General features: G+C 71.1%; 15 protein-coding genes and 4 tRNA genes. 15 read left to right on the top strand and 4 right to left on the bottom strand.

The annotated features are described in order from the left end of the window. Positions 1-98 precede the first annotated feature (98 nt). The 10 genes from OP18_RS40475 (at position 99) to OP18_RS40435 (ending at position 13,911) form a co-directional block, all read left to right on the top strand. Positions 99-7,142, top strand: a complete 7,044-nt coding sequence (locus OP18_RS40475) for an RHS repeat-associated core domain-containing protein (protein ID WP_033364454.1) — start codon at positions 99-101, stop codon at positions 7,140-7,142. 35 nt (positions 7,143-7,177) lie between these two features. Then, positions 7,178-7,621 (top strand): DUF4279 domain-containing protein, encoded by a 444-nt coding sequence (locus tag OP18_RS40470; RefSeq protein WP_033364453.1) that lies wholly within the window; start codon positions 7,178-7,180, stop codon positions 7,619-7,621. Between the two features lie 515 nt (positions 7,622-8,136). Then, positions 8,137-9,105, top strand: a complete 969-nt coding sequence (locus tag OP18_RS40465; protein ID WP_033364452.1) for a hypothetical protein — start codon at positions 8,137-8,139, stop codon at positions 9,103-9,105. 756 nt (positions 9,106-9,861) lie between these two features. Then, positions 9,862-9,933 (top strand) — tRNA-Asp (locus OP18_RS40460). Between the two features lie 3 nt (positions 9,934-9,936). After that, positions 9,937-10,009, top strand: a tRNA-Pro gene (locus OP18_RS40455). Positions 10,010-10,012: 3 nt separating this feature from the next. Continuing rightward, a tRNA-Thr gene (locus OP18_RS40450) sits at positions 10,013-10,084 on the top strand. A gap of 13 nt (positions 10,085-10,097) precedes the next feature. Beyond that, positions 10,098-10,171: transfer RNA gene (locus OP18_RS40445), tRNA-Ser, on the top strand. A gap of 1 nt (position 10,172) precedes the next feature. After that, positions 10,173-12,503, top strand: a complete 2,331-nt coding sequence (locus OP18_RS40440; RefSeq protein ID WP_211273824.1) for a hypothetical protein — start codon at positions 10,173-10,175, stop codon at positions 12,501-12,503. Between the two features lie 176 nt (positions 12,504-12,679). Next, positions 12,680-13,003: a transposase family protein gene (locus OP18_RS56045; protein ID WP_156090130.1), complete on the top strand. Its 324-nt coding sequence runs from the start codon at positions 12,680-12,682 to the stop codon at positions 13,001-13,003. Between the two features lie 149 nt (positions 13,004-13,152). Next, positions 13,153-13,911: an SDR family NAD(P)-dependent oxidoreductase gene (locus OP18_RS40435; RefSeq protein ID WP_052388064.1), complete on the top strand. Its 759-nt coding sequence runs from the start codon at positions 13,153-13,155 to the stop codon at positions 13,909-13,911. 12 nt (positions 13,912-13,923) lie between these two features. On the opposite strand, the gene OP18_RS40430 is transcribed toward OP18_RS40435, so the two are convergent. Both OP18_RS40430 and OP18_RS40425 read right to left on the bottom strand, forming a co-directional pair. Then, positions 13,924-14,754 carry a hypothetical protein gene (locus tag OP18_RS40430; RefSeq protein WP_033364450.1) on the bottom strand — a complete coding sequence of 277 codons (831 nt, stop codon included), beginning with the start codon at positions 14,752-14,754 and terminating at the stop codon, positions 13,924-13,926. Continuing rightward, positions 14,754-15,221: a sigma-70 family RNA polymerase sigma factor gene (locus OP18_RS40425; RefSeq protein ID WP_052388063.1), complete on the bottom strand. Its 468-nt coding sequence runs from the start codon at positions 15,219-15,221 to the stop codon at positions 14,754-14,756. Before OP18_RS40425 ends, OP18_RS40430 begins: the two co-directional genes overlap by 1 nt. 145 nt (positions 15,222-15,366) lie before the next feature. Between OP18_RS40425 and OP18_RS40420 the strand changes: the two genes are divergently transcribed. After that, a complete protein-coding gene (locus OP18_RS40420) occupies positions 15,367-18,003 on the top strand; it encodes a putative bifunctional diguanylate cyclase/phosphodiesterase (protein ID WP_052388054.1) in 2,637 nt (878 codons plus the stop codon). On the opposite strand, the gene OP18_RS40415 is transcribed toward OP18_RS40420, so the two are convergent. Beyond that, entirely contained in the window at positions 17,986-18,630 is a 645-nt protein-coding gene (locus tag OP18_RS40415; protein ID WP_052388053.1) for a TetR/AcrR family transcriptional regulator, read from the bottom strand. The two genes, OP18_RS40420 and OP18_RS40415, sit on opposite strands and share 18 nt — an antisense overlap. 70 nt (positions 18,631-18,700) lie before the next feature. Between OP18_RS40415 and OP18_RS40410 the strand changes: the two genes are divergently transcribed. Both OP18_RS40410 and OP18_RS40405 read left to right on the top strand, forming a co-directional pair. Continuing rightward, positions 18,701-19,831, top strand: coding sequence for an SRPBCC family protein (locus OP18_RS40410; protein WP_033364447.1), 1,131 nt, complete (start codon positions 18,701-18,703; stop codon positions 19,829-19,831). Positions 19,832-19,873: 42 nt separating this feature from the next. Continuing rightward, positions 19,874-21,070, top strand: coding sequence for an MFS transporter (locus OP18_RS40405; protein WP_081971530.1), 1,197 nt, complete (start codon positions 19,874-19,876; stop codon positions 21,068-21,070). 238 nt (positions 21,071-21,308) lie between these two features. Here the strand turns inward: OP18_RS40405 and OP18_RS40400 are convergent, their stop codons facing one another. Continuing rightward, on the bottom strand, positions 21,309-22,220 hold the full coding sequence (locus tag OP18_RS40400) for a hypothetical protein (protein ID WP_033364445.1): 912 nt from the start codon (positions 22,218-22,220) through the stop codon (positions 21,309-21,311). Between the two features lie 53 nt (positions 22,221-22,273). Here OP18_RS40400 and OP18_RS51630 point away from each other — a divergent pair, with 53 nt between their 5' ends. Together OP18_RS51630 and OP18_RS62375 are read left to right on the top strand one after the other, a co-directional pair. Next, complete coding sequence (locus OP18_RS51630) at positions 22,274-23,491, top strand: NAD(P)/FAD-dependent oxidoreductase (protein ID WP_313900909.1); 1,218 nt, start codon at positions 22,274-22,276, stop codon at positions 23,489-23,491. Next, positions 23,455-23,661, top strand: a complete 207-nt coding sequence (locus OP18_RS62375; protein ID WP_313900908.1) for a hypothetical protein — start codon at positions 23,455-23,457, stop codon at positions 23,659-23,661. Before OP18_RS51630 ends, OP18_RS62375 begins: the two co-directional genes overlap by 37 nt. The last annotated feature ends 6 nt before the right edge of the window (positions 23,662-23,667 follow it).

Here is a 23,667-nt window from a genome sequence, read left to right as displayed (position 1 = left end):
TGGTCGATACACCAGATACCGGAGACCTCACTCGTTATCGATCACCGCCACACCGACACACGGTCAGCGATCGACAACCACTTACCAAACACGCCTTAGTGGCCACGACGCTGGAGGTGCTGCCCGCAGCGGCGCAACCACCGTCATGGCCGGTGCCAGCGGCGCCGGCCGGCGCGAAGTCGGTGCCGGTGACGAAACTGCCGAGGCAGGCGCCGTCGACGTCGCAGACCGACACCGCGAAACGGTTCACGCCCGCGGCCACGTGGCCGGCCGGTGGCGAGGCGGTCGTACCGGTCGACACAGGCGCGTCGGGTGCGGCGCGGTCGGCGAGCCGGTCGGCAACCGTGGGGAAGGGCAAGCCAGGTGGACTGCCGGTGCTGGTGCGCGGTGGTGCCGTGTCCAGCGACGCGCGCAGCACGCAGCCGGCCGCGGCGGCGCCGGGCTCGGTGCGGCTGCAGGTGGCCGGGCAGGACGTGAGTGCCAAGGCCGGAGTCCAGGGCGTGGTGTTCACCGTGGCCCGGGCCGACAGCGCGGCGGGCACGTCGACGGTGGCGTTGGACATCGACTACGCGGCGTTCGCCGATGGGTACGGCGGTGACTACGCCGGCCGGCTACGGCTGGTACGGATGCCGGAGTGTGTGCTGTCCACGCCGGAACTTCCGCAGTGCCAGGTGCAGACCCCCGTCGAGGGAGCCAGCAACGACCCCGAGACCCGGGTAATCTCCGCGGACGCGGTAGACGTGGCGCAAACCGCGGTGGCGCTGACATCCTCGGTCACGTCGAAGACGTCCGAGCCGAAGCCAGGTGACACCGGCCCCGGCACGGTGCGCGCCGGCAAGCAGTCCACGGCCACGTTCCCGGACACGTCCGGCGAGACGACGGCAGCGGCGACCTCCGGCGGAACTGTGTATGCGCTCGCCGCAGCCGCGGCAGGTCCGGCTGGCAACTACAACGCGACGTCGTTGTCGCCGACGTACGGGTGGGCGGCCGGTTCGCAGGGCGGCGAGTTCACCTACTCCTACCCGTTGCAGGTCCCGCCGAGCCTCGGCGGCCCCACCCCCAACTTGGCGTTGCAGTACTCGTCCGGGTCTGTGGACGGCAAGACGGCGTTCACGAACCCGCAGTCGTCGTGGATCGGCGAAGGCTGGGACCTCAACGTTGGCTACATCGAGCGGCCGTTCAAACCGTGCGCCGAGGACGGCGCGCCAGGTGTCGGAGACCTGTGCTGGGGGCCGGACAACATCTTCACGATGGTGTTCGGCGGCAAGTCTGTACGGCTGATCCAAGCCTCTGACGGAACGTGGAAGGGTGAAACCGATGACGGCTCCCGGCTGCAGCTGCTGAGCACCGCCGCGCTGGGCTGGGGCAACGGAGACCACTTCAACTACTACTGGCAGCTCACAACCCTCGACGGTACCCAGTACTTCTTCGGCCGCAATCAGCGGTTCGTCGGAGACGCACCGCAGAACAGCACCCAGAAGGTCCTGGTCCACGGCGGAAACAGCAGCGAGCCGTGCTGGACGGGCAACGTGTCCACAAGCGGCTGCTACAACGTGTACCGGTGGAACCTCGACTACGTCGTGGACCCGCGCGGGAACTCGATGACGTACTTCTATCAGAAGTACCAGGGCAGTTACGGGCACTGGAACAGCAACAGCACCAGCGCATATGACATCACCGCCGCGTTGGAACGGATCGAGTACGGCACCCGGCAGGGGCAGGAAGGCGGCACCAACAAGCCGCCCATGCAGGTCAAGTTGCTGGTCGGCGTCCGATGCGACCGGACGGATGTGCTGCAGTGCGCCGGTCACCCCGAGTACTGGCCGGACACGCCGTGGGACCAGTACTGCGCTGTCGGCGCGACCTCCTGCGCGGAGAAGTCACCGACGTACTGGACGCCGTGGCGGCTGGCCGTCGTCACCACCGAGGTGTGGACAGGGACCGGCGACCAGTACCAGGAGGTCGACCGGTGGGACCTGGTCCACACCTTCCCGGCAGTCAGCGACGGTTCACCGACGCAGATGTGGCTGGACGACGTCATCCACCAGGGCAGGGACACCACCAGCGGCGGCAGCACCAGCGAGATCATCCTGCCCTCCACCCACTTCAGTGGTGTGCAGCTGGAGAACCTCGTCACCAACGGCACCCTCCGCTACCGCCGCTGGCGCCTCAACCTGATCAAGAACGGGCACGGTGGTGAGACGAAGGTCGAGTACTCCGCACCGGAGTGCACGATCGCCAACACCAACGGCCTGCCATGGGACCAAAACTACCGAAAGTGCTTCCCCCAGTACCACGACGGCGGCTGGGACATGTACCAGAAGTACACCACCGACAAGGTGACCGAGGACGACACCGTCGGCGGCGCCCCGGACGTGGTGACCACCTACGCGTACTCGGCGACGCCGGCCGACGCCGGCACCAGCACTCTGTGGCACTACGACCAGGCCGATATCGTCGACTACACGCACCGGACCTGGTCGGACTGGGCCGGGTACAGCACCGTCACCGCCACCACCGGCCCGGCCGGCGGCACCCAGTCCACGACGAAAACCCTGTACTTCCGCGGCATGCACGCCGACAAGACCGGCACCGGGACACGCAGTATCAACATCACCGACTCGCTCGGCACCGCCATGCCGGACTGGCCCGCCTACCGCGGCGTTGCCCGCGAGACGTCCACCATCGACAACACCGCCCCGGCCGGCGCCACCGTCAAGGTCAAACAGATCACCACACCACAGCACCAACAGCTCGCGACCCGGACCGCGCCGTGGGTCATGGGCACCATCAGCGCCCAACGCGTCTCCACCGCATCAGTACGCACCGGCACCCTGATCGCAGCAACCAACACCTGGCGCTGGACCAAAACCAGCTATACCTACGATCCCACCTACGGGCTGCAGACCCTCGTCTTCGACGAGGGCGACGAGGACATCGCCTCCGACAACGTCTGCACCACCACCACCTACGCCACCCCGGACACGACCAAATTCATGGTGGCGTACCCGTCGCAGACGCTCACCACCGACTGCGAACCGTCACCGTCGGGCAGCCACTACCTGTCCGGCACGCAGACGCAGTACGACACCCTCGCCGTCGGAGCGACCCCGACCCGCGGCCTCGCCACCCGCACCAACGTCCTCGCGGACGTCTCCGGCACCACCCTGACCTGGCAGAAGAGCAGCTCCACCACCTACGACACCACCTACGGCCGCATCCTGGAGTCCTTCGACGCGCTGGACCGCAAAACCACCATCGCGTACGACCCTCCGTCCGGCAGCGCCCCGGTCACGGTCACCACCACCAACCCGAAGCTGCACCAGACGACCACCACGTTGAGCCGCACCCGCGGCCAGACCCTCGCCGTCAAGGACCCGAACGACCGCGTCACCACCACCCAGTACGACGCGCTCGGCCGGCTCACGAAGGTCTACCAACCACGCAACAGCAGCGGACCCGCCACCGGATACACCACGACCACATCGACCGTGCCGTTCGCCGACATCGACGGACCCGGCTCCACCACCGTCGCGCTGAGCGGCGACGAGAACCACACCCAGATCAGCCTGCCGTTCCCGTTCACCTTCTACGGCACCAGCTACAGCAGCGCATACCTGTCCAGCAACGGCCTGATGTCCTTCACCGGGCAAGCCGCGGACTCCGCACCCACCACCCTGCCGAACACCGCCGCACCGAACGCCGCCCTGTACCCGTTCTGGGACGACCTGGACCTCGTCGCCAACTCATACGTCTACACCCGCACCACCGGCACCGCACCGAACCGGCAGTTCACCGTCGAGTGGTACCAGGCCTACCTGTACGGGCGCAGCACCCGAGTCTCCTTCACCGTCACCCTCAACGAGAACGACGGCAAGATCACCTTCAACTACGGCGGCATCGACAACGACATGGACCGCGGCAACGCCGCCACCATCGGCGTCGAAAATGCCACCGGCACCACCGCCACCCAGTACGCCTACCACCAGACGCTGCTCGCCAACGACAAGGCCATCACCTTCACCCCGTCCGCCCCGCCACCCAATCCGCTGCCGGACATCCAGTACACGTACCACATCTACGACCGGACCGTCGTCAACAGCGAACCGACCTGGGTCTCCACCAAAACCCTCGGACCCAACGGCAACCAGATCGAGTCCTTTACGGTCTACGACGGTTACGTCCGCGCTCGCCAGACTCAGAAACCGTCGGCTGGTGCATCGGGCGGACGCGTCATCACCGACACGCAATACGACGCACGAGGCATGCAGGCGAAGAGCAGCATCATCTGGAACGCCTCGACAGCCAGCAGCACCCTCGCAGGGTTCCAAGACATCGACGTCCAACGCCAGCAGCGCACCACCTACGACGCGCTCGGCCGCACCACAGTCGTCGCCAACTGGGCGGCGAACACATTCCGCTCGAAGACCACCAACGAATACGACGGCAACCAGGTCATCACCACACCACCGGACCCAGATCGTGGCGCGACCGTCACCCTTCTGGACGCCCGGAAGCGGGTCACCGCACTGAAGGTCTACCCGACCAACATCATTAGCGGCACCCCGGAGACCACGACCTACGACTACAGCCCACTTGGGCAGCTCACCACCGTCATCGACGCCGCCGGCAATCAGATCACCCGCGGCTACAACCTGCTCGGCCAGCAGACAACCGGAACCGACCCGGACACGGGCAGCACCTCCACCAAGTACGACGCCACCGGGCAGATCACGTGGACCATCGACGGCCGCGGCCAAAAAGTCTCCCACGAATACGACAGCCTCGGCCGCGAAACGGCACGGTGGGCCGGTGAGATCACCACCGGCACCAAACTCGCCACCTTCACCTACGACACCAAAGCCAAAGGACTGCTCGACGCAGCTACCCGCTGGGTCGGCAACGACCAATACATCGACAGTGTCGACGGTTACACCACCCGCTACCAGCCCACCGGTACGACCACCACCATCCCGATGACCCAAGGCGCCCTCGCCGGCAGCTACCAGACCACCTACGGCTACAGCGAGTTCGGCGACCTGATTGCCATCGGATATCCGAACAACCACGGATTGCCAGCCGAGACCGTCAACTACGCCTACACCGATTTGGGCCTGCCGAGTACCGCAGCAGGCATCGACCCATACGTCACCGCGACCACCTACAGCGAGTACGCCGAACTCACCCAACGCGTCTACGGCACGGCCGGCATCGCCCAACTCACCCGCAACTACACGTATGAACCGGACACTGGCCGGCTCGCCAACATCACCTCGAAACTGCCGAACCAGGCCCAGCCGGGCCAGTTCATCACCGTCCAAAACGACACCTACACCTACACTCTCGGCGGCGACATCACCCGCATCCTTGACGGCACCGACAACCAGGCCCAGTGCTACCGATATGACGGTCAGCACCGGCTCACAGAGGCCTGGACCGTCGTTGGCGGCTGTGCCGCCAATCCCACCGACGCCGGCATCGCCAACTCGGGCAAGTACCCGTACTGGGACACATACACGTTCGACACCAGCGGCCGCCGCGTCACGGACATCCACCGCACCAGCGTCACCGCAACAACGACCCGCACGTTCACCTACCCGGCTGCAGGCCCGACAGCCGGGCGCGTCCACGCCGCGACCTCGGTCGCCTACACCGGTGCGATCAGCCGCACCGACACCATGACCTACGACAACGCCGGCAATACCCAACAACGCACCATCAACGGCGTCGTCACGGACTTCACCTTCAACACCGAGAACCAATTCGCCGGTGCCACCGTCCACACCACTGGCGGAGACCAGCAGACCACCCACCTGTACAACGCCAGCGGCGGGCTGCTCATCCGCAAGGACCCCATAGGCACCACCCTGTACGCCGCCGGCCAGGAATACAAAGCCGTCGGCAGCACCGTCACCGCCACGCGCTACTACGCCCATGCCGGCGCCACCGTCGCCGTACGCACAAGCAGCGGCTGTCACTGGGTCGCCACCGACCACCAAGCCAGCGCCAACCTCACCGTCGACGCCACCACCGGCACCGTCCAACGTCGGTGGTACACCCCCTATGGCGCGGACCGCGCGACCCAGGGCACCTGGCCTACCGACCGTGGCTTCCTCAACAAACAGACCAATACCTCAACCGGGCTCCTTGATGTCGGGGCACGTGAATACGATCCCAACCTCGGTTCGTTCATCAGCGCCGACCCGCTCGTCGCACTCGGTCGTCCAGGAACCTTAAATGCCTACGCCTATGCCGGGCATAGCCCGATCAGCCACAGCGACCCGAGTGGCCTGGCCACCGACATCGGCAAATACGGTCCCTGTGGACAGGCGAAGGAGTACTGCCCTCCCGGGCCTTCGCCGAGAACTCGGCGCGGCGAGGGCGGCGGGGGACCCGGAGATTCCCACAACGTCGACGAGCGTGACGGAAGCGGTGACGCCTCGTATGTCGCCATCAGTACACACGTCAAGATCGCTTCTGATGATCCGATGCGGCGGCGACTCGAAGACGACTGGACCAAGTACTCGGCGCAGAACCCTGGCGCCCCGGAATGGAACATCTGGTACTACATCTGCGCTGGTGATCCCGACGCCTGCAGGGGCGAGATGGCGGCGTACTTCATCCCAAACATTTCCGGCGAGCCGCAGGAGAATTTTACCCAGGCCACAACCATTGGTGAAGCGCAGGACGCCAGTATCGTCCTCAATAGTGCCGAAGGCAAACCCGCCGGCACCATGCAGGTGCGGGACATCACCAAACCCAAAACGATGGTGGGCGCCACAGAGGAGGAGATCAGGCAAGCGCTTCCCCGGGGGTGGGTCGTGAAGCCGCTTCCAAGCGGTGACGGATGGTACGCCGAATACCCAGGCAAATCGAACTGGGGCAGGATTCGGTTCATGCCCCGAGGAGCACCGCAGACGCTCAACCCGAATACTCTGACACCCGATCCACTGCATCAGGGACCATATCTCGACTTTAAAGCGGGCGGTCTTCAGTACAAGGTGGGCGCTGCCGGCAATCCGGTTGTGGGAACCCCTGCAGAAGTCATGGAACTTATGAGCGGAAATCCTGGACGGCTAGGGCCCAAGAGCCCTGGCAGTGAGTTCGGTAGGATCACCGGCCGAGCTGGCGGTGCTCCGTGACGGCAGAACTAGAGACGCTGGTGCGGGAGGTCTGAATGGATGACGATGAGCCGATGCCGCGGTGCATCCAGGGTGGGCACCTGCGGCTGGAGGGCGAGCACGACGGCAACAGCGGCTTCGACCCGGACGAGGTGACGCGGCTGATCGGCCTGGAACCGAGCTGGAAGCGGCGCCGCGGCGAGTCGCTGGGTGCGGACGGCAGGCCGCTTGCGGCAGGCTCGAGCTGGCGCATCGATGTGGCGCAGCGGGACACGACGCACACCGAGGCGCTCGTGCGCGAGCTGCTGGATATCGTCGAGCCATACGCTGACGGCATGGCGCAAGCCCGCCGGGCCTTGGGGCTCAGCGCCGGGATCTACATCTCCGTCATCATCTACGACCAGCTGAGCGTGCCGCAGGTCCAGTTCCGCGTCAGCACGCTGCGCCGGCTGGCGGCCCTGGAACTTTGGTTCTGGTGCGAACAGGACATTCACTTCTGACACTCCAGCGGGTTCCGTTTCGTGGGCGAAGGCGTCGACGGCTTGGCGGCGTCGGCAGTTGAGGTCGCGGGCTAGCAGTGTGGCCACACGGCCAGGAAGCGGAGAGCGGCGGGAACTGATGGATGCTGCTGTCCCGTGAACGCATGCAAGCGGACCGACCGGCCAAGCGCTACCACTCGGTGTGGTGGGTGATGTGCCTGTGTTGGTCCCACAGGGTCCCTGATGGAGCACAGCGCGCCATAAGGGCCGTTATCGCACACCGCGGTGAAATCTGTCCCCAGCCCAGCCGCCCGGCCGGCCGGCGTCGTCGGTGTACGACGCGGATCGTCGCGCTCCTGCTGCTGCTGCCGCCGCCGCGCGCGTTCGGTGCGTGCCCTGTCCGGCAGCGACCGCTGATGCGGCGGAACTGGTGTCAACGGTCATTTGAAAATGTCCGCTTGCGCCGCCGCTACGGCGTATCGCCGTCAGGAGCGTTTGGGTCAAGAGGACTGGAGTTCCTGTTGGATAATTCGACGGTGTCGAGCCTGAGCGGGCGAGAGGATTTGGGGGGATGGCGTACATCGCTGCAGGCGCAGTTGTGCGTGTCCGTTGACGAAAGCTACGCCAGGGCGTTGACCACCGCGCGGCGGTGGCTTGAGGAGGGGTTCACCCGTCTCGGCGGCCACTTCCACGATGCGGCGCTGCGATCGGCTCCAGCGGACCTGGACGTCATGGCGCGGGTCATGCGCGGTGGGCCGGGTGCGGTCAGCGTCATGGTGCTGAGCAAGCTGCGCCAGGAACCCCCGAGGCCGGATGGCGAGCCTGACGGCTACCTGCCGTACTCGCAAGAGGCGTGGGAGCAGGTGCTGTTGGAGCTCGGTCGTGTTCCGGTGCTGTCGTCGGTGGAGTGCGCAGCGAACGCCAGCGACGGCGATTCGATGGGTGGGGCGTGGCTGAACCTCGCCGTCAAACGCGTCGACAGCGGCGGCGGCAGCTGGCTGGTGCTGTCGGCGAACGGTTCGTACGACATGCTCGCACCGCAGCAGCAACGAGCGGCGCTACTGGAACTGCTGCGGGCTGCGGCAGAGCAGAGTGATCCGGTGCACGGCGAGTTCGTCTGGGGTACCGGCACGGGACAGTCTGTGTATGAGAAGGCGATGAGCTCCTGGCCATGGGAGACGCTGCCGAACGCACGTCGGGCGCTGCGCGGCTACGGGTGGGTGACCATCCTTGCGGAGGAGATCGGCGGTCGACTCGGCGGTGTCGATGCGCTGCGGGACAGTGGTGCGTTCGTCGAGGTGGAGCGTCTGGTGTCTGGCGGCTACTGGTGCCGCGCGACGGACTCGTTGGAGACGTACGACCAGGCGGCGGCGGAACGGGTGTTTGATGTCGTCGCAGCGGTGCTGCCTCCGGGGCAGCCCGGCAGGTGGAACGTGGAAGCACCCAACGTGCTGTCGCTTCGCGACCCGGCCGGCGTCAGACCAGACCGGGAACGTCGCCTGTAGACGCGCTGCAGGTTGTTGACAGAACTGCCGGGCGTTCCATGCGCCTTCGGCACCGATCTCCGCGCTTCCTCGGAGTTCCCCGCCACTGCTGCCTATGCCATGTCGTCGTGGGAGGGAGCTTCTCCCGCGACGACGTCGAGGCGGAGGTCTCGACGGGGTCTCTCGACCGATCAGCGCGGCCGGCTGACCGGCCGTTGCGACGTTTGCGGCCGGTCCCTGCCTGAGCTGTCGCCGCTCGGCAGCTCGGCTAGCGGAAACGTAAATGGCCCTGGCACAGATTTGGGCGATCCTCGAGGAGGGTGCCATCAGCTGGCGGCTGGTAGCCCTGCAATCCTTCGCGAACAGCTCGAAGCGGCGGCTTCCTGGACCGTCCCCCAGCACACACTGGAGCTTTCTTGCATAGACGAGCACATAACTGGGCTTCTGGTGTAGACAGAAGCCTGGCCGGGCTGCGGTCGTACCGCCAGTAGATAAGAAGCCGATGAGCGAGTGCCTGCAACCGCGTCGGCAACAATGGTGTCAGCGGACACTGCATGCTGGCTCTGGGCTCACATCTCGTAAGCGAGGTCGTAGGACACGGGCGGTGCGTGACGCGGTGGCGGCGTTCACCTCGATGTGGGACGTCTGCGGCGACGTGGACACGACGTGATGTGGCTCGAAGGGCGTCGCTGACCGGGCACACCCTGCCGCTGAGCGGTACGCGGGCGAAAACGGGACGACCGGGAGAGCACCAGGCTTGTATGGTCGGGGTCGCGACGACGTGGAGCTCGGCAGCAGAGCACCGGGCTGTCAACCCGGAGGGCGCGGGTGCAGGTCCCGCCGCGTCGGCCTCGACATGAAGCTCAATCAGCAGAGCGCCGGGCTAGGGACCCGGAGGGTGCGGGTGCGACTCCCGCCATGTCGGCAGCGACGTGTAGCTCAGTCAGGAGAGCGCCGGCTCGTAACCCGGTGGGCGCGGGTGCGACTCCCGCCACGTCGGCGACGCACGACGACAGCGTGTAGCTCAACGAGACAGAGCGCCGGGCTTGAGCCCCGGTGGGTGCGGGTGCGAGGCCCGCCACGCTGGCATGGCCGCGAACACCGACCCCACGCCGGACCCGTCCACCTCCCAGTCGGGTGCACCGACCGGAGTCAACCTCGGCTACGCCGTGGACCAGCTGGCGCGGGCGCTCGTCACCGCGACGGCGCACGAGGACGCTGACACGCGCCGCCGCGCCGACCGCCGCATGGAGCGGTGGGGCGCCGTGCTGCGCGGCGTCGTGGACGGGAAGCTGACGATCGGGTCCCGCGCACCGGTCAAGGACCTGCCGGCGTGGGTCACGCCCGGTGTCGTCCGGGGTGGCTTCGCGACCGGGTCGGCGGCCGCCGAGGGCCCGTTGCTGCCGCACGAGCAGGCACTCGCGACGAGGATGCGGGTGGCCACCGACCGAGCGGCGTTGTTCCGCCACCACGTGAGCACGCACGGGCTGACCGAGCTGTGGACGCTGCTGGATACCGGCGCGTACCGGGTGGACCTGCCGGAGGAGGCGGCGCTGCTCACCGTCGCGTGGCTGGTCCGGGCCGGTGACGGCGAGGCCGCGTCGGACGTCGTGGAACAGATCGCACCGTTCGCCGGCCGGCTGCGGTTCGCGCCGCAACCGGTGGACTCCGCGCCGGCCGACCCGTCGATCGTGTGGCGGCACACCGCGGGCGAGGTCCGGCAGGAGCTTGCCGCCCGCCGTCCCAACCCGCGGATCGAGGCGATGCGCGAGGCGCTCACGGTCTGGAACCCGTTCGCCGACGAGCTGCTCACCCACTGGCTCGCCACCGTGGTCGACGGCCGGGTCGCCGAGCGGGCCGACAAGCTGGCCGACGATGCCTGGACGGCCCGTTCCCGCACGCTGCTGGCGCGTTACACCGCGCTCGCCGACCGGCACCGGCACTGCACGAAGCACCGCAACCGCAAGCAGAACCTCGCCATTCTGCGCAACGCCCTCGCCGAGCACCTCACCGGGCACGGTCTCACCCCGCGCACCCGGGGACTGCTGCAGCACGCGGTCGACAGCATGGTGCGCCGCCGTGGTGCGCCCGGCTCGCCGGCGCACACCGCGCTGCGCGCCGAGCAGGCTGCGATCGGCGCCGTGCCGACCCACCACGCGATCGCCCGGGTCGTCGTCGCCCGACTGGCCGCCCTGCCGCAGTACGTCGGGGTCCGCGACGTCGACGCCGTCCTGCGGCCGGTCGAGGCCGGCGAGGCACCCGATGCCGCGATTCCGGTCGGGACAGTGGTCCCCGACGCGTTCGGCACCGCCGTGCGTCGCGCCACCGCCGGCACTGTCGAGCAGCTCCTCGACGCCGGAGTCGTGCCGTCGGCCGAGGTCCTGGCCACGCTCGTGCCGCAGCTGGCGGCGGCGAGCACCGCTGCCGCATACCGTGACCCGGCGCTGCGGCAGCTGATGACGGCTACCTACCGCGCTTTCCGCAACCGCCGGTCGCTGCTGCTGCTCAACCTCGAACACCAGGTGCGGCTGGAGGAACTGCCGTGGGTGCGGGCGGTGCGGGCCCACCGGCACGCCGACGCCGACACGCGCGGCGCCGCGGCCGGGGCCCTGCGCCGTCTCGGCGAGCTCACCCTGGACGCGTTTCCGGCGACTGTACTGCCGAACCCGCTGGTCCGCGAACTCAACGCCCTCGCGGCTGAATCCGGTCTGCGGCTGCCCTGGGTCGAGGAACTGGCAGCCGACATCTTCATGGGGACGTTCTCCGGCAAGTACCTCGCCGCCGCGCAGATCGCCGGCGGTCTGCTCGCAGGCAGCCTGTACGAGCGCTATTACGGCATCGACTACGCCGCCCTCATGGCTGTCGACGACGTCCACAACGGCAGGTACGGGACCCGGACGTCACCGACGTTCGACGCGCTGTGCGGCACGCGGGCGCGGGCGAGCGGATCGACCGGTTCGAGCTCGGTCGCCGCCAACGGCACGGTGATCGAGCAGGCACAGATCCTCACCACCCACAACCTCGCCACCCTCGTCGGGCCGGCCGGGGTCCGACCGGCCGGCGACTGGGCGACGCTGGCGTGGCGGGCGTTCGTGAAGGTAAAGACCCTCGCCGCGCAGATGCCGGCCAGTCCGCATCCGTTGCGGGTCGTCAAGGACATCGCGTACGCCTGGCGCCACCTCGTGTTCTACCTGTCGATGCCCGGAGCCGATCCCGCCGATTTCGTCCGGACGGTACGCAGCGACGCCGACGCTCTGCCGTTCCACGTGCAGGTGCGGCTGCAGCCGGCGATCGGCGGCCTCGAGCACGTGGTCTCGGGCGGGACGTTCCCCCCGGACGGCACGGCAGCTCCGGACCGCCGGCGGCTGCTCGGCTGGTCGACCGGCGCCCACTGGATGCTGCCATCACGGTCCATCTGATCTCGGGCGCACCGGCACTTCGGCTCTGGCGCATGAACGGTGGTGCCCTGGTCGATTCCGGTCGATGGCTGGGCGGAAGACTGACGGTGGTGCGATCTTGCCTGGGTCAGGACGTCGCTTCCGGAACTGTTTTCGCTGCCCATCGATGAGGCGGTCGATCAGGGCTGGTTGTGAGGATGCTGGCGAGGACGCAGCCGACGCAGGTGGGGTGCCCGACATGCGCCGAGTCGACTGGGCGTGTGCATGCCTATCACCGCCGGCGGTTTGCCGCACTGCCGGTCGCAGGGCGTGGCGTCGTGGTCGAGGTACGGGTCCGGCGGCTGCGGTGTCTGACCGTGGACTGCCCGCAGCAGACATTCCGGGAACAGGTGCCCGAACTGACGACCCGGTGGGCGCGGCGGACCCGGCAGCTGACCGCGCTGGTTGGTGATCTCGCCGTGGCGGCTGCCGGGTCGTCCGGCCAAGTTTGTTCGGCTGTCACAGGATGCCTGCGAGCATGACGGCAGTCCCCGGATCCCCGGCGCATCGTCGTGGAAAGGTGGTCCGGGATGCGGCTTTGACTTTGGACGGGTTGGGAAGGTCCGGGTGGCCAGTGCCGTGTCCGATCGCCGCCAGACGGGACAACGCCTGGCAGGCGAGGCTGGGACGCATGACGACAGACATGATCACGCGCCCGTTGGAGGGCAAGGTGGCGCTGGTGACCGGCGGCGGCCGGGGGATCGGCGCCGCGGTGGTGCGCCGGCTGGCGGCGCACGGCGCCGACGTGGCGTTCACGTTCCAGCAGGACCGGCAGCGCGCGGCGGAGGTGGCCGGCGCGGTGACGGCGGCCGGCAGGCGGGTCCTCGCCGTGCAGGCCGACAGCGCCGACCCGGCCGCCGTGGCCGGCGCCGTCGACCGGGCCGCCGCCGAGCTCGGGCGGCTCGACATCCTGGTCAACAACGCCGGGGCGTTCCTGCTCGGGGCGTTGCAGGACCTGAGCCTGGCCGAGTTCGAGCAGACCGTCGCGGTGAACGTGCGTGCCCCGTTCGTGGCCAGCCAGGCCGCGGTGCGGCACATGAGCGCCGGGGGGAGCATCATCAATGTCGGCAGCAATGCCGCGGAGCGGGTGGTGTTCGCCGGGTTCTCGCTGTACTCGATGAGCAAGACCGCCCTGATCGGGCTGACGAAGTCGCTCGGGCGGGAGCTGGGTCCGCGCGCCATCACGGTCAACCTGGTGCATCCCGGGGCCACCGACACCGACCTGAACCCCGCCGACGGCCCGAACGCGGCCACCGTCACCGGGTTCACCGCGCTCGGGCACTACGCGGCGCCGGCGGACGTGGCCGGGGCGGTCGCGTTCCTGGCGGGGCCGGACGCCAGGTACATCACCGGCGCCACCGTCAACGTCGACGGCGGTTTCACCATCTGAGCGCCCGAACGGTCAGGGGTACAGCGTCAGCCGGGGGTCGGCGGCGATCGCGGCGACCTGGTCGAGGGTCAGCGGCGGCGCCGCGCCGTCCAGGGCGGGCCGGTTGTCCAGCGACGCGCCGACGCCGCTGCCGTCGGTCCGGTCCCGCCACGCCACGTGCCGGACCATGCCGGGCTCCTCGTCGCGGACCGTCTGCGTCGTCCCCGGCCGGGCGGGGCCGGCGCACTGCGCGCGCAGCACCGCGGGGGAGACGTCGGGCGGGAACGCGGCGGCGCAGCCGGCGTCCACGGCACGGCGCTTGAGGGTCACGACCAGGGTGCCGGCCACCCCGTCGACGTGGATCTCGGCCTGGATGTCGTAGCCGATCGTGGCCCGCGGGGAGTCCAGGTCGGCGTTCCAGGTCGACGACGTCACCTGCCGCTTGATGATCAGCGCGTCGTGCCAGGCCTGCGGCGCGACCTGCTTGAGCACGGCGGTGAAGGCGTCGGTGAGCCGGCCCGGCGCGACGTCGTTGGGCTCGGTCAGGTCCTCGCCGAGCAGCACCGACGCGGGCCGGGCCGGCGTCGACGGCCCGATGGACGGATCGATCAGCGGGATGCTCGTCGTGCCGGTAGGCGGTGCGGTCGCCGGCCCGGTGGTCGGCGGTGCGCCGGTCATCGCCGGCGGTGCCGCACCCGGCAGCGCCAGCACGACCACGACCCCGGCGGCGACCAGGCCCACGCCGGCCGTGGCGAGCCGGCGGTGCCGGACGCGGCGCCGGGACCGGCGCACCAGGCCGTCGAGGGTGTCGCGGGCGGGCGGCTCATCGGCGAGGACGGGTTCGAACAGCTGCTGGTGGCTCATCATGCCTGCCTGACGGTCTCGGTGGGCGGCGCGGCGAGCGCGCGCAGGGTCTCCAGGCCGCGGGCGGTCTGGCTCTTGACGGTGCCGATCGACACGCCGAGGATCTCGGCGGTCTCCTCGACGGAGAAGTCGCAGTAGTACCGCAGCACGAGCACCGCCCGGCGGCGCGGGCCGAGCTGGGCCAGGTACGAGTCGAGGGTCAGCCGCTCGACGGTGGCGTCGGCGGCGCCGGGCGCCGTGGGCACCGGGGCGTCATCGTCGTCGTCCAGGTGCTCGCGCCGCCACGGCCGGCGGTGCTCGTCGACGGCGGCGCGGGCCAGCATGCCGCCGACGTACGCGTCGAGGCTGCGGATCGCGTCCCGGCGGTGCCACTGCCGGTACAACTTGTCCAGGACCGTCGCCACGAGGTCGTCGGCGAGGTGCCAGTCCCGGCACAGCAGGAACGCGGTGCGTCGCCAGCCCGCCATCCGGGGTCCGGCGTAGTCGCGGAACTCTGCTTCGTCGGACGTCTTCACCCCAGTGGGACGGGCCGCGCGGCACCTCGGGTTGCCGCGTTGGTGCGACTTCGTAAACCCGGCCCGCCCCCGGCCGATCTGAGCTTTGGGAGAGGGGGTGTCCGTGCTGGTCCGGGCGTATGTCTGCATCGCTGTGACGCTCAGTGCGGTGTACTACCTCACGCCCGATTCGCCGGTGCGGACGGTCGTGTGGACCGCGATCGCGTCCTCGGCGGTGGTCGCGGTCGTGGTCGGCGTGGCCCGGCACCGGCCGGTGGGGCCGCTGCCGTGGCTGCTGACCGCCGCGGGCCTGACGTCGTACACCGTCGGCGAGGCGCTGTTCTACTGGCCGCAGCTGGTGGACAACCAGCGCTCGACGGGGTCGTCTGTCGCCGACGTGTTCTACCTGGCGCTGTACCCGCTGCTCGCGGCGACCCTGACGATCCTGGTGCGCCGGCGCAGCCCGGGCGGGGACCGGGCGGCGCTGCTGGACGCGTCGATCATCACGGTCGGGGCGGCCCTGCTGACCTGGGTGTTCCTGATCCGGCCGTTCCTCGGCGCGGCCGGGCCGGTGCTGGAGCGGCTCACCGCGGTCGCGTACCCGCTCGGTGACGTGCTCGTGCTGGCCGTGCTGGTCCGGCTCGGCACCGGCCGGACGGCCCGCAGCACCTCGTTCCGGCTGCTGCTGGCGAGCCTGCTCGCGCTGCTGGTCACCGACGGGATCTACACGTGGCAGTCGCTGCACGGGCAGTTCCGGGCCGGCTCGTGGGTCGACGTCGGCTGGATCCTGTTCTACCTGGGGATCGGCTGCGCCGCGCTGCACCCGGACATGCGCCGGCTCACGCTGCCGGTGCCGGCCGGGCCGGCGCGGCTGAGCAGCGGGCGGTTCGCGGTGCTGCTCGCCGTGGCGGCGCTGCTGATCCCGGCCGTCATCACGGTGCGCTCGACGCAGCGCGGCGAGCTCGCGGTGTTCCTCGCCGCGTCGGCCGTGCTGTTCGTCCTGGTCCTGATCCGCATGGCGGACCTGATGGCGGTCCTGCGGGAGGTGCAGCGGCAGCGTGCCGAGGGCCGCTTCCAGCGCCTGACCGAGCAGGTCACCGACGTGCTGTCGATCTGCGGGCGGGACGGTTCGCTGCAGTACGTGACGCCGTCGGTGACGTCGCTGCTCGGGCACCACCCGGAGGCGCTGCTCGGCACGTCCCTGCTCGACCTGGTGCACCCCGACGACCGGGGCCGGGTGATGGTGCTGCTCAGCGACGCCGAGGAGGAGGCCGCGCAGACCGGCCGGATCGTGCCGCTGGAGTGCCGGCTGCGGCACGTCAACGGCCAGTACATCATCACCGAGACGGCGGGCCGGGTCGTCGACGACGCGGACATCAGCGGTTACCTGCTCACCACCCGCGACATCACCGAACGCAAGACGCTGGAGGAGCAGCTCACCCACCGCGCGTTCCACGACGAGCTGACCGGCCTGGCGAACCGGGCGCTGCTGGCCGACCGGGTGCACCACGCGCTGGAGCGGCGCGGCAACCCGTACCGGCACATCGCCGTGCTCGTCGTGGACCTCGACGACTTCAAGACCATCAACGACTCGCTGGGCCGCTCCGTCGGCGACGGGCTGCTGCGGGCCACCGCCGATCGCCTGCGGACCTGCCTGCGCTCCGCCGACACCGCCGCCCGGCTCGGCGGCGACGAGTTCGCGATGCTGCTGGAGCACCTCGACGACGCCGCCGAGGCCGCCCGGGTCGCCGAGCGGGTCCTGGCGACGCTGCGCCAGCCGCTGTCGATCGGCGGCCGGGAGATCCAGCCGCAGGCGAGCGTCGGCATCGCCCTGCCCGACCCCGACCGCCCGCCGGACGCCGACGAGCTGCTGGCCAACGCCGACGTCGCGATGCACATGGCGAAGCGGCAGGGGCGCAACCGGTACGCGTACTTCGCCCCCAGCATGCACTCGGGCCTGCTGGAGAAGCTCGACCTCGCCGACGAGCTGCGCGGCGCCGTCGAGCGGCAGGACCTGCTCGTGTACTACCAGCCGTTCGTCGACCTGTCCGACGGCACGCTCGTCGGCGCGGAGGCGCTCGTGCGCTGGCCGCACCCGACGAAGGGGTTCGTCCCACCGGACCGGTTCATCCCCCTCGCGGAGGAGAGCGGCCTGATCCTGCCGCTGGGCTACGCGGTGCTGGACACGGCGTGCCGGCAGGCGGCGGAGTGGGCGGCGCTGCGCCCCGGGCTCAAGATCAGCGTGAACCTGTCGCCGCGGCAGGTGCAGGACCCGGCGGTCGTGCTGTACGTGCAGCAGACCCTGGCCCGCTCCGGCCTGCCGCCGCACCTGCTCACCCTGGAGATCACCGAGTCGCTGCTGCGCGAGGACGCGGAGGTCGCCCAGCACCGGCTCGGCGAGCTCAAGGCCCTCGGCGTGCAGCTCGCCGTCGACGACTTCGGCACCGGCTACTCGTCGCTGTCCCGGCTGCACGACTTCCCGATCGACATCCTGAAGATCCCGAAGCCGTTCGTCGACGGGGTCGCCGAGGGCGCGGAGCGCTCCGCCCTGGCCCGGGCGATCCTGGACCTGGCCGCGGCGCTGGGCCTGGAGGTGGTCGCCGAGGGCATCGAACACCCCGAGCAGGCGCATGAGCTGCACCGCCTGGGCTGCCCGGTCGGGCAGGGCTTCCACTTCTCCCGCCCGGTGGCGGCCCCCGATTTCGGGGCGCTGCTGACCGCGGCGGCGCCGGCCGGGTCAGGCGGACGGCAGTAGCAGGCAGGTGAGCAGCTCGACGATCCAGTCGGCGACCTGCTCGTCGCTCCAGCCGAGCTGCTGGGTGATCAGCCAGCCGGCCTGATGGTTGAGCACCGTCCACAGCAGCGTCGTGCCGCGGTCGACGGTCAGCCCGTCGCGCAGCGGGCCGCGGGCCGCGACGGCCTCGACGAGCCGGCCCATGTCGATGCGGCGCTGCGCCTCCAGCTCCTCCCAGGTGGCACCGATCGCCGGGTCCGCGCCGGCGGCCTGCACGAACGCGCTGCTCAGCGGCGTCAGCGTGCGGGCCCGGCCGGCGATGGCGCGGGCGAACGCGCGGATCAGCGCCCGCTGGTCGTCCTCGGCGAAGGCGGCGCGCAGCTCGTCGCGCTCCAGCAGCGGGATCGGCCGGTCGTCGCCGGCGACCGCCTCGTCGTGGGCACGGCGCAGCAGCTGCGCCTTCGAGCCGGCCTTGTACACCGATTCCACGGCCACCCCGGCCTCGTCGGCGATCGCCTGCATCGTGGTGCCGGCGTAGCCGCGGTCGGCGAAGAGCCGGGCCGCGGCGCGGGTGATCGCGGCGCGGGTCGCCTCGGCCTGCGCCTGGCGCCGGGGCGAGCGGTAGGCCCGGCTCTGTGTCGTGTCCACGATATTGACTCCATGCATGCTGTCTCGAATACAGTGTGGCTGCATCGAATATAATCGAGGAGCGAACACGATGACAGACCAGTCCGGATACCTGTTGATGCACGCCGCGATCCGGGTCGAGCTCGACCGGCTCGCCGAGTTCGCGGTGGGCCTCGCCGCCGGCCGCCGGCGGCCCGGCCCGCGCCAGCTCACCGCGCTGCGCGACCACGTCGCCGACGTGATCGGCACCATCCATCACCACCACACCGGCGAGGACGGCTTCCTGTGGCCGATGCTGCGGGAGGCGGTCGGCCCGACCGCGGAGCTGGCGGCGCTCAGCGGCGACCACGGCGAGCTCGACCCGCTGATGGACCGCATCAAGGACGCCCTGGAGCGGCTCGCCGCCGGCGGCGTCGCGGAGGCGCCGGCCCGCCGGCTGGCGGAGGCCGCCGTCGCGCTGCGCGACCTCATGGTCGAGCACCTCGCCGAGGAGGAGGCCGTGGTCGTGCCGATCGTCGCGGCGCACATCGGCCCCGAGCGGCACGCCGCGATGGAGAAGGCGATGCGCAAGGCGCTGCCGATCAAGATGGGGTTCGCCCTGCCGTGGGTGATGGCCGCCGACGCGGTCCTCGCCGAGCGGGTGGCGCGCTCCGGCGGGCTGCTCCTGCGGCTGATCCACGCCACCACCCGGGGGCGGTACGCCCGGCGGGTGCAGGACGCGTACGCCGACCTCGCGCCGGCCGAGCGGGACGTCGCCCTGAGCGCCCGGGCCGAGGTGGTCATCCCCGCGCCGCCGGGCGACGTCTACGCCGCCGTCGCCGACGTCACGCGGATGGGCCGGTGGAGCCCGGAGTGCTACCGCTGCGCGTGGGACGACGCCGCGACCGGCGCGGTGCCCGGCGCCCGGTTCCGCGGGTCGAGTCGCAGCGGCATCGCCCGGTGGACCCGGGAGTGCGTGGTGATCACGGCCGAGCCCGGGGTGGAGTTCGCCTTCCGCACCCTGCGGCGCGGCCGGTACCCCGACAGCACCACCTGGCGCTTCGCGCTGACCGAGGTGCCCGGCGGCACGCGGCTGGTGCAGACGATGGCGCTGAGCGCCGGGCGCGGCATCATGGCCTTCGAGCGGATCAGCGGCCGCGACCGCAAGATGCCGCACGCGATGGCCGCGACCCTGGAGCGCATCCGGGCCGATCTGGCGGGGCGGGTGACCGCCGCCGCCTGACCGGGGCAGCAAACCGTACGTACGTATTGTTTAATGGCGGGCATGCTCCCCGAACCCGGACCCCTGCGCCTGCTCGCCGTCTCCACGCTCGTCAACACGTTCGGCAACGGCGTGTCGATGACGTCGGTCGCGCTGTTCCTGACCCGCTCGGTCGGGCTGAGCGTACGGGAGACCGGCCTGGCGCTCACCGTCACCGCGCTGGTGGGCCTCGTGTCGAGCGCGCCGATGGGGTACGTCGCGGACCGCCGCGGCCCGCGCGGGGTCCTGCTCGCCGGGCTGCTCGCCCTGGCCGCCGGGTCGGTCGCCCTCGTCACCGTCGACGGGTTCCGGTCCTACCTGCTGGTCGGGGTGCCGATGGCCGTCGCCGACGCGGCGCAGCGGGCCGCCAGGGGCGCCGTCATCGCCGGCGCGGTGCCCGCCGACCGGCGCGTGCACACCCGGGCCTACCTGCGCTCCGTCACCAACGTCGGGATCGCCGCCGGGGCCGCCGTCGCCGGCGTCGGGCTCGCCGTCGACACGCGGCAGGCGTACGTGACCCTGATCCTGCTCGACGCGGCCACCTACGCGGCGGCCGCGCTGGTGCTGCGCGGGCTCGCCCCGGTGCCGGCCGCGCCCGCCCCCACGCACGGCCCGCGGCTGGTCGCGCTGCGGGACCGGCCGTTCCTCGCCTTCGTGGTGCTCGACGGCCTGATGGCGACGCACTTCGGACTGTTCGAGGTGGCGCTCCCGCTGTGGATCGCGCACCGCACCGACGCCCCGCGCTGGCTGATCGCGGTCGTGTTCCTCGTCAACACGACCGCGGTGGTGCTGTTCCAGGTCCGGGCCGCCCGCGGCACCGAGTCGCTGACCGGCGCCGCCCGCGCCTCCCGGCGCGCCGGCCTGGCGCTGCTCGCCGGCTGCACCCTGTTCGCTTGCAGCGGCCAGGTCAGCATGCCGGTGACGGTCGTGCTGCTCGTGCTCGGCGCGCTCGCGCACGTCACCGGCGAGCTGTGGCACTCGGCCGCCGGGTGGGGCATCTCGTTCGGCCTCGCCCCGTCCGACGCGCACGGCCAGTACCAGGGCGCCTACTCGATGGGCCTGCAGCTGGGCCAGATGCTGGCGCCGTTCGTGGTGACCAGCCTCGCCGTCGGCTGGGGCGTCCCGGGGTGGCTGCTGCTCGGCGCCGTGTTCGCGGTCCTCGGCGCGCTCGTGCCACCCGTCGTCGCCCGGGCCCGCCGCACCCGCCCCGCGCTCCTCTAGCAGCTGCCCTGGTCGTGGGTACGGATGACCGGTGCGCTCTCCTTGACGATCGTGCCCGGGCAGCGCCGGCGCCGGACGGGCCGGGCGGCGGCGAGTCATCGTCGGGCGCCACAGCGTGCAGGCTGGGCGACGGGTGATCGTCCGCGCCGCCGCCGAAAGGTCGCCCCCGCACCAAGCGGACGGGGTGTCCACGGTGGACCGGCGGATCACCCGCCGGTGGACACCGCCCGCCTGCCGGTCATCCGGTCGCGGCCGGCTCCCCGCCGGTGGTGGCCCGCCGGGTGAGGCCGGTCAGCTCCCGGTACGCCGCGACGATCGCCCTCGTCTGCGCGGCCAGCTCGCCCGTCTCGTCGGGCGCGGCGACCGCCGCCGGGGCGACCCGCCCCAGGGACCGGTCCGCCCGCGCGATGGCCTCGAGCGCGGCGAGCACGGCCCGCTCGTCGCGGACCAGGTCGACGCACTCGCCGGCCAGGGTCTCCAGCGCCGCCACCCGGGCGCCGACCGCGGCCGCGAGGTCCTCCAGCGACGCGCGGACCAGCGCCCGCCGCTGCGCCAGCTCCGTGCGCAGCGCCGCCGCGCCGGCCGGCAGGCGGGCCGCGGCCCGGTCCAGCGAGGCGAGCTGCTCACCCAGGGCGGCCCGGTCGTGCAGCAGCCCGGCGAGCGTCCACAGCGACCCGGCCAGCTCCCGGCGCGGCGTGGCGACCTGGACCAGGTCACGCAGGCGCGGCCACAGCATCAGGACGGTCTGCGCGGCGCTGAACGCCCCGGCGAACACCTCCGCCTCGGCGGGTCGCAGCGCCCGGTGCCGCTCCAGCCAGCGGCGGCCGAGCGCCGAGCGGCCGTTGCGGTACCCGGCGCCGCACAGCGCCAGCCCGGCCGCCCCGACGGGGGCGCCGACGAAGGGGGTGAGCAGCGCCGACAGGGCCACGGTCGCGCCCGCGACGGCGACGGTCCCGGCGCCGGTCAGCAGGCGCAGGCCGGTGTTGCCGGGCGGGTCGTGCCGCAGCACCGCACGGCCGGCGGGGACGAGGTGGATGACGCCGTCGCGCCCGGTGCGGGACACGGGCCCGGCCAGGGGCGGCTCGTCGAGGGCGACGAGACAGCCGCCGGCACCGTCGAGCACGACGAACAGCAGGTCGTCCGCGGCCATCGGCACAGTGTATCGACGCCCGGGGGCCGGGGGCGGCACCGTAGAGTGCGGCAATGGGTCATCCCGCGTTGCGTGACGCCGTGAGCGCCCCGTTCTGGCTGGACCGGGACCGTCCGGAGCCGCACCCGCCGCTGCGCGGCGCGGTCAGCGCGGACCTTGCGGTGGTCGGCGGCGGGTTCAGCGGGCTGTGGACGGCGCTGCTGGCCAAGGAGCGCGACCCCGGCCTCGACGTCGTCGTGCTGGAGGGCCGGCGGATCGGCTGGGCGGCGACCGGGCGCAACGGCGGCTTCTGCGCCGCCAGCCTCACCCACGGACTGCCCAACGGCGTCGAGCGGTTCCCGGACGAGATCGCCACCCTGGAGGCGCTCGGCCGGGCCAACCTGGACGGGATCGAGGCGACGCTGCGGCGGTACGGCATCGACTGCGGCTTCGAACGCACCGGCGAGCTGTCGGTGGCGACCGCGCCGTGGCAGGTCGCCGGGCTGCGCGACGGGATCGGCACCGCGCGGCGGCTGGGACGCCGGGTCGAGTTCCTCGACCGGGACGCGATCCGCGCCGAGGTGCACGCCGCGACCTACGAGGCCGGCGTCTGGGACCGCGACGGCACCGCGATGCTCGACCCGGTGCGCCTGGCGTGGGGGCTCGCCGAGGCGTGCGCGGCGCTCGGGGTGCGCTTCCACGAGGGCACCCGGGTCACCGGGATCGACCGGGCCGGCGGCGGGCTGCGGCTGCGCACCCCGCACGGCACGGTGACCGCGGCGAAGGTGGCGCTGGGCACGGGGGCGTTCCCGTCGCCGCTGCGGCGCGTACGGCCGTTCATCATTCCCGTGTACGACTACGCGCTGATGACCGAGCCCCTGACCGCCGGCCAGCTCGCGTCGATCGGGTGGGCCCACCGCCAGGGCATCGGCGACAGCGCCAACCAGTTCCACTACTACCGGCGCACCGACGACGACCGCATCCTGTGGGGCGGCTACGACGCGGTCTACTACAACGGCGGCGCCGTGCGTCTCGCGTACGACCAGCGGCCCGCCACGTCGGACAGGCTGGCCACGCACTTCTTCGAGACGTTTCGCAGCTGGACGGGGTGCGGTTCACCCACGCGTGGGGAGGGGTGGTGGACACCTGCTCCCGCTTCTGCGCGTTCTTCGGCACCGGGCACGGCGGGCGCCTGGCGTACGCGGCCGGCTTCACCGGCCTCGGCGTCGGCGCCACCCGCTTCGGCGCGCAGGTCATGCTGGACCTGCTCGGCGGCGAGCCGACGGCGCTGACCCGGCTGCGGATGGTGCGCTCGAAGCCGGTGCCGTTCCCGCCGGAGCCGGTCCGCTCCGGCGTCATCCAGCTGACCCGGTGGTCGATCGCCCGCGCCGACCGCGACGAGGGCCGCCGCAACCTGTGGCTGCGCACCCTGGACCGGCTCGGCCTCGGCTTCGACTCCTGACCCGCG

Source organism: Dactylosporangium aurantiacum, assembly GCF_000716715.1.
Classification (GTDB): Bacteria; Actinomycetota; Actinomycetes; order Mycobacteriales; family Micromonosporaceae; genus Dactylosporangium; species Dactylosporangium aurantiacum.
Note: the sequence above shows the minus strand (reverse complement) of the source record. Positions and strands in the feature narration are given on the sequence as shown.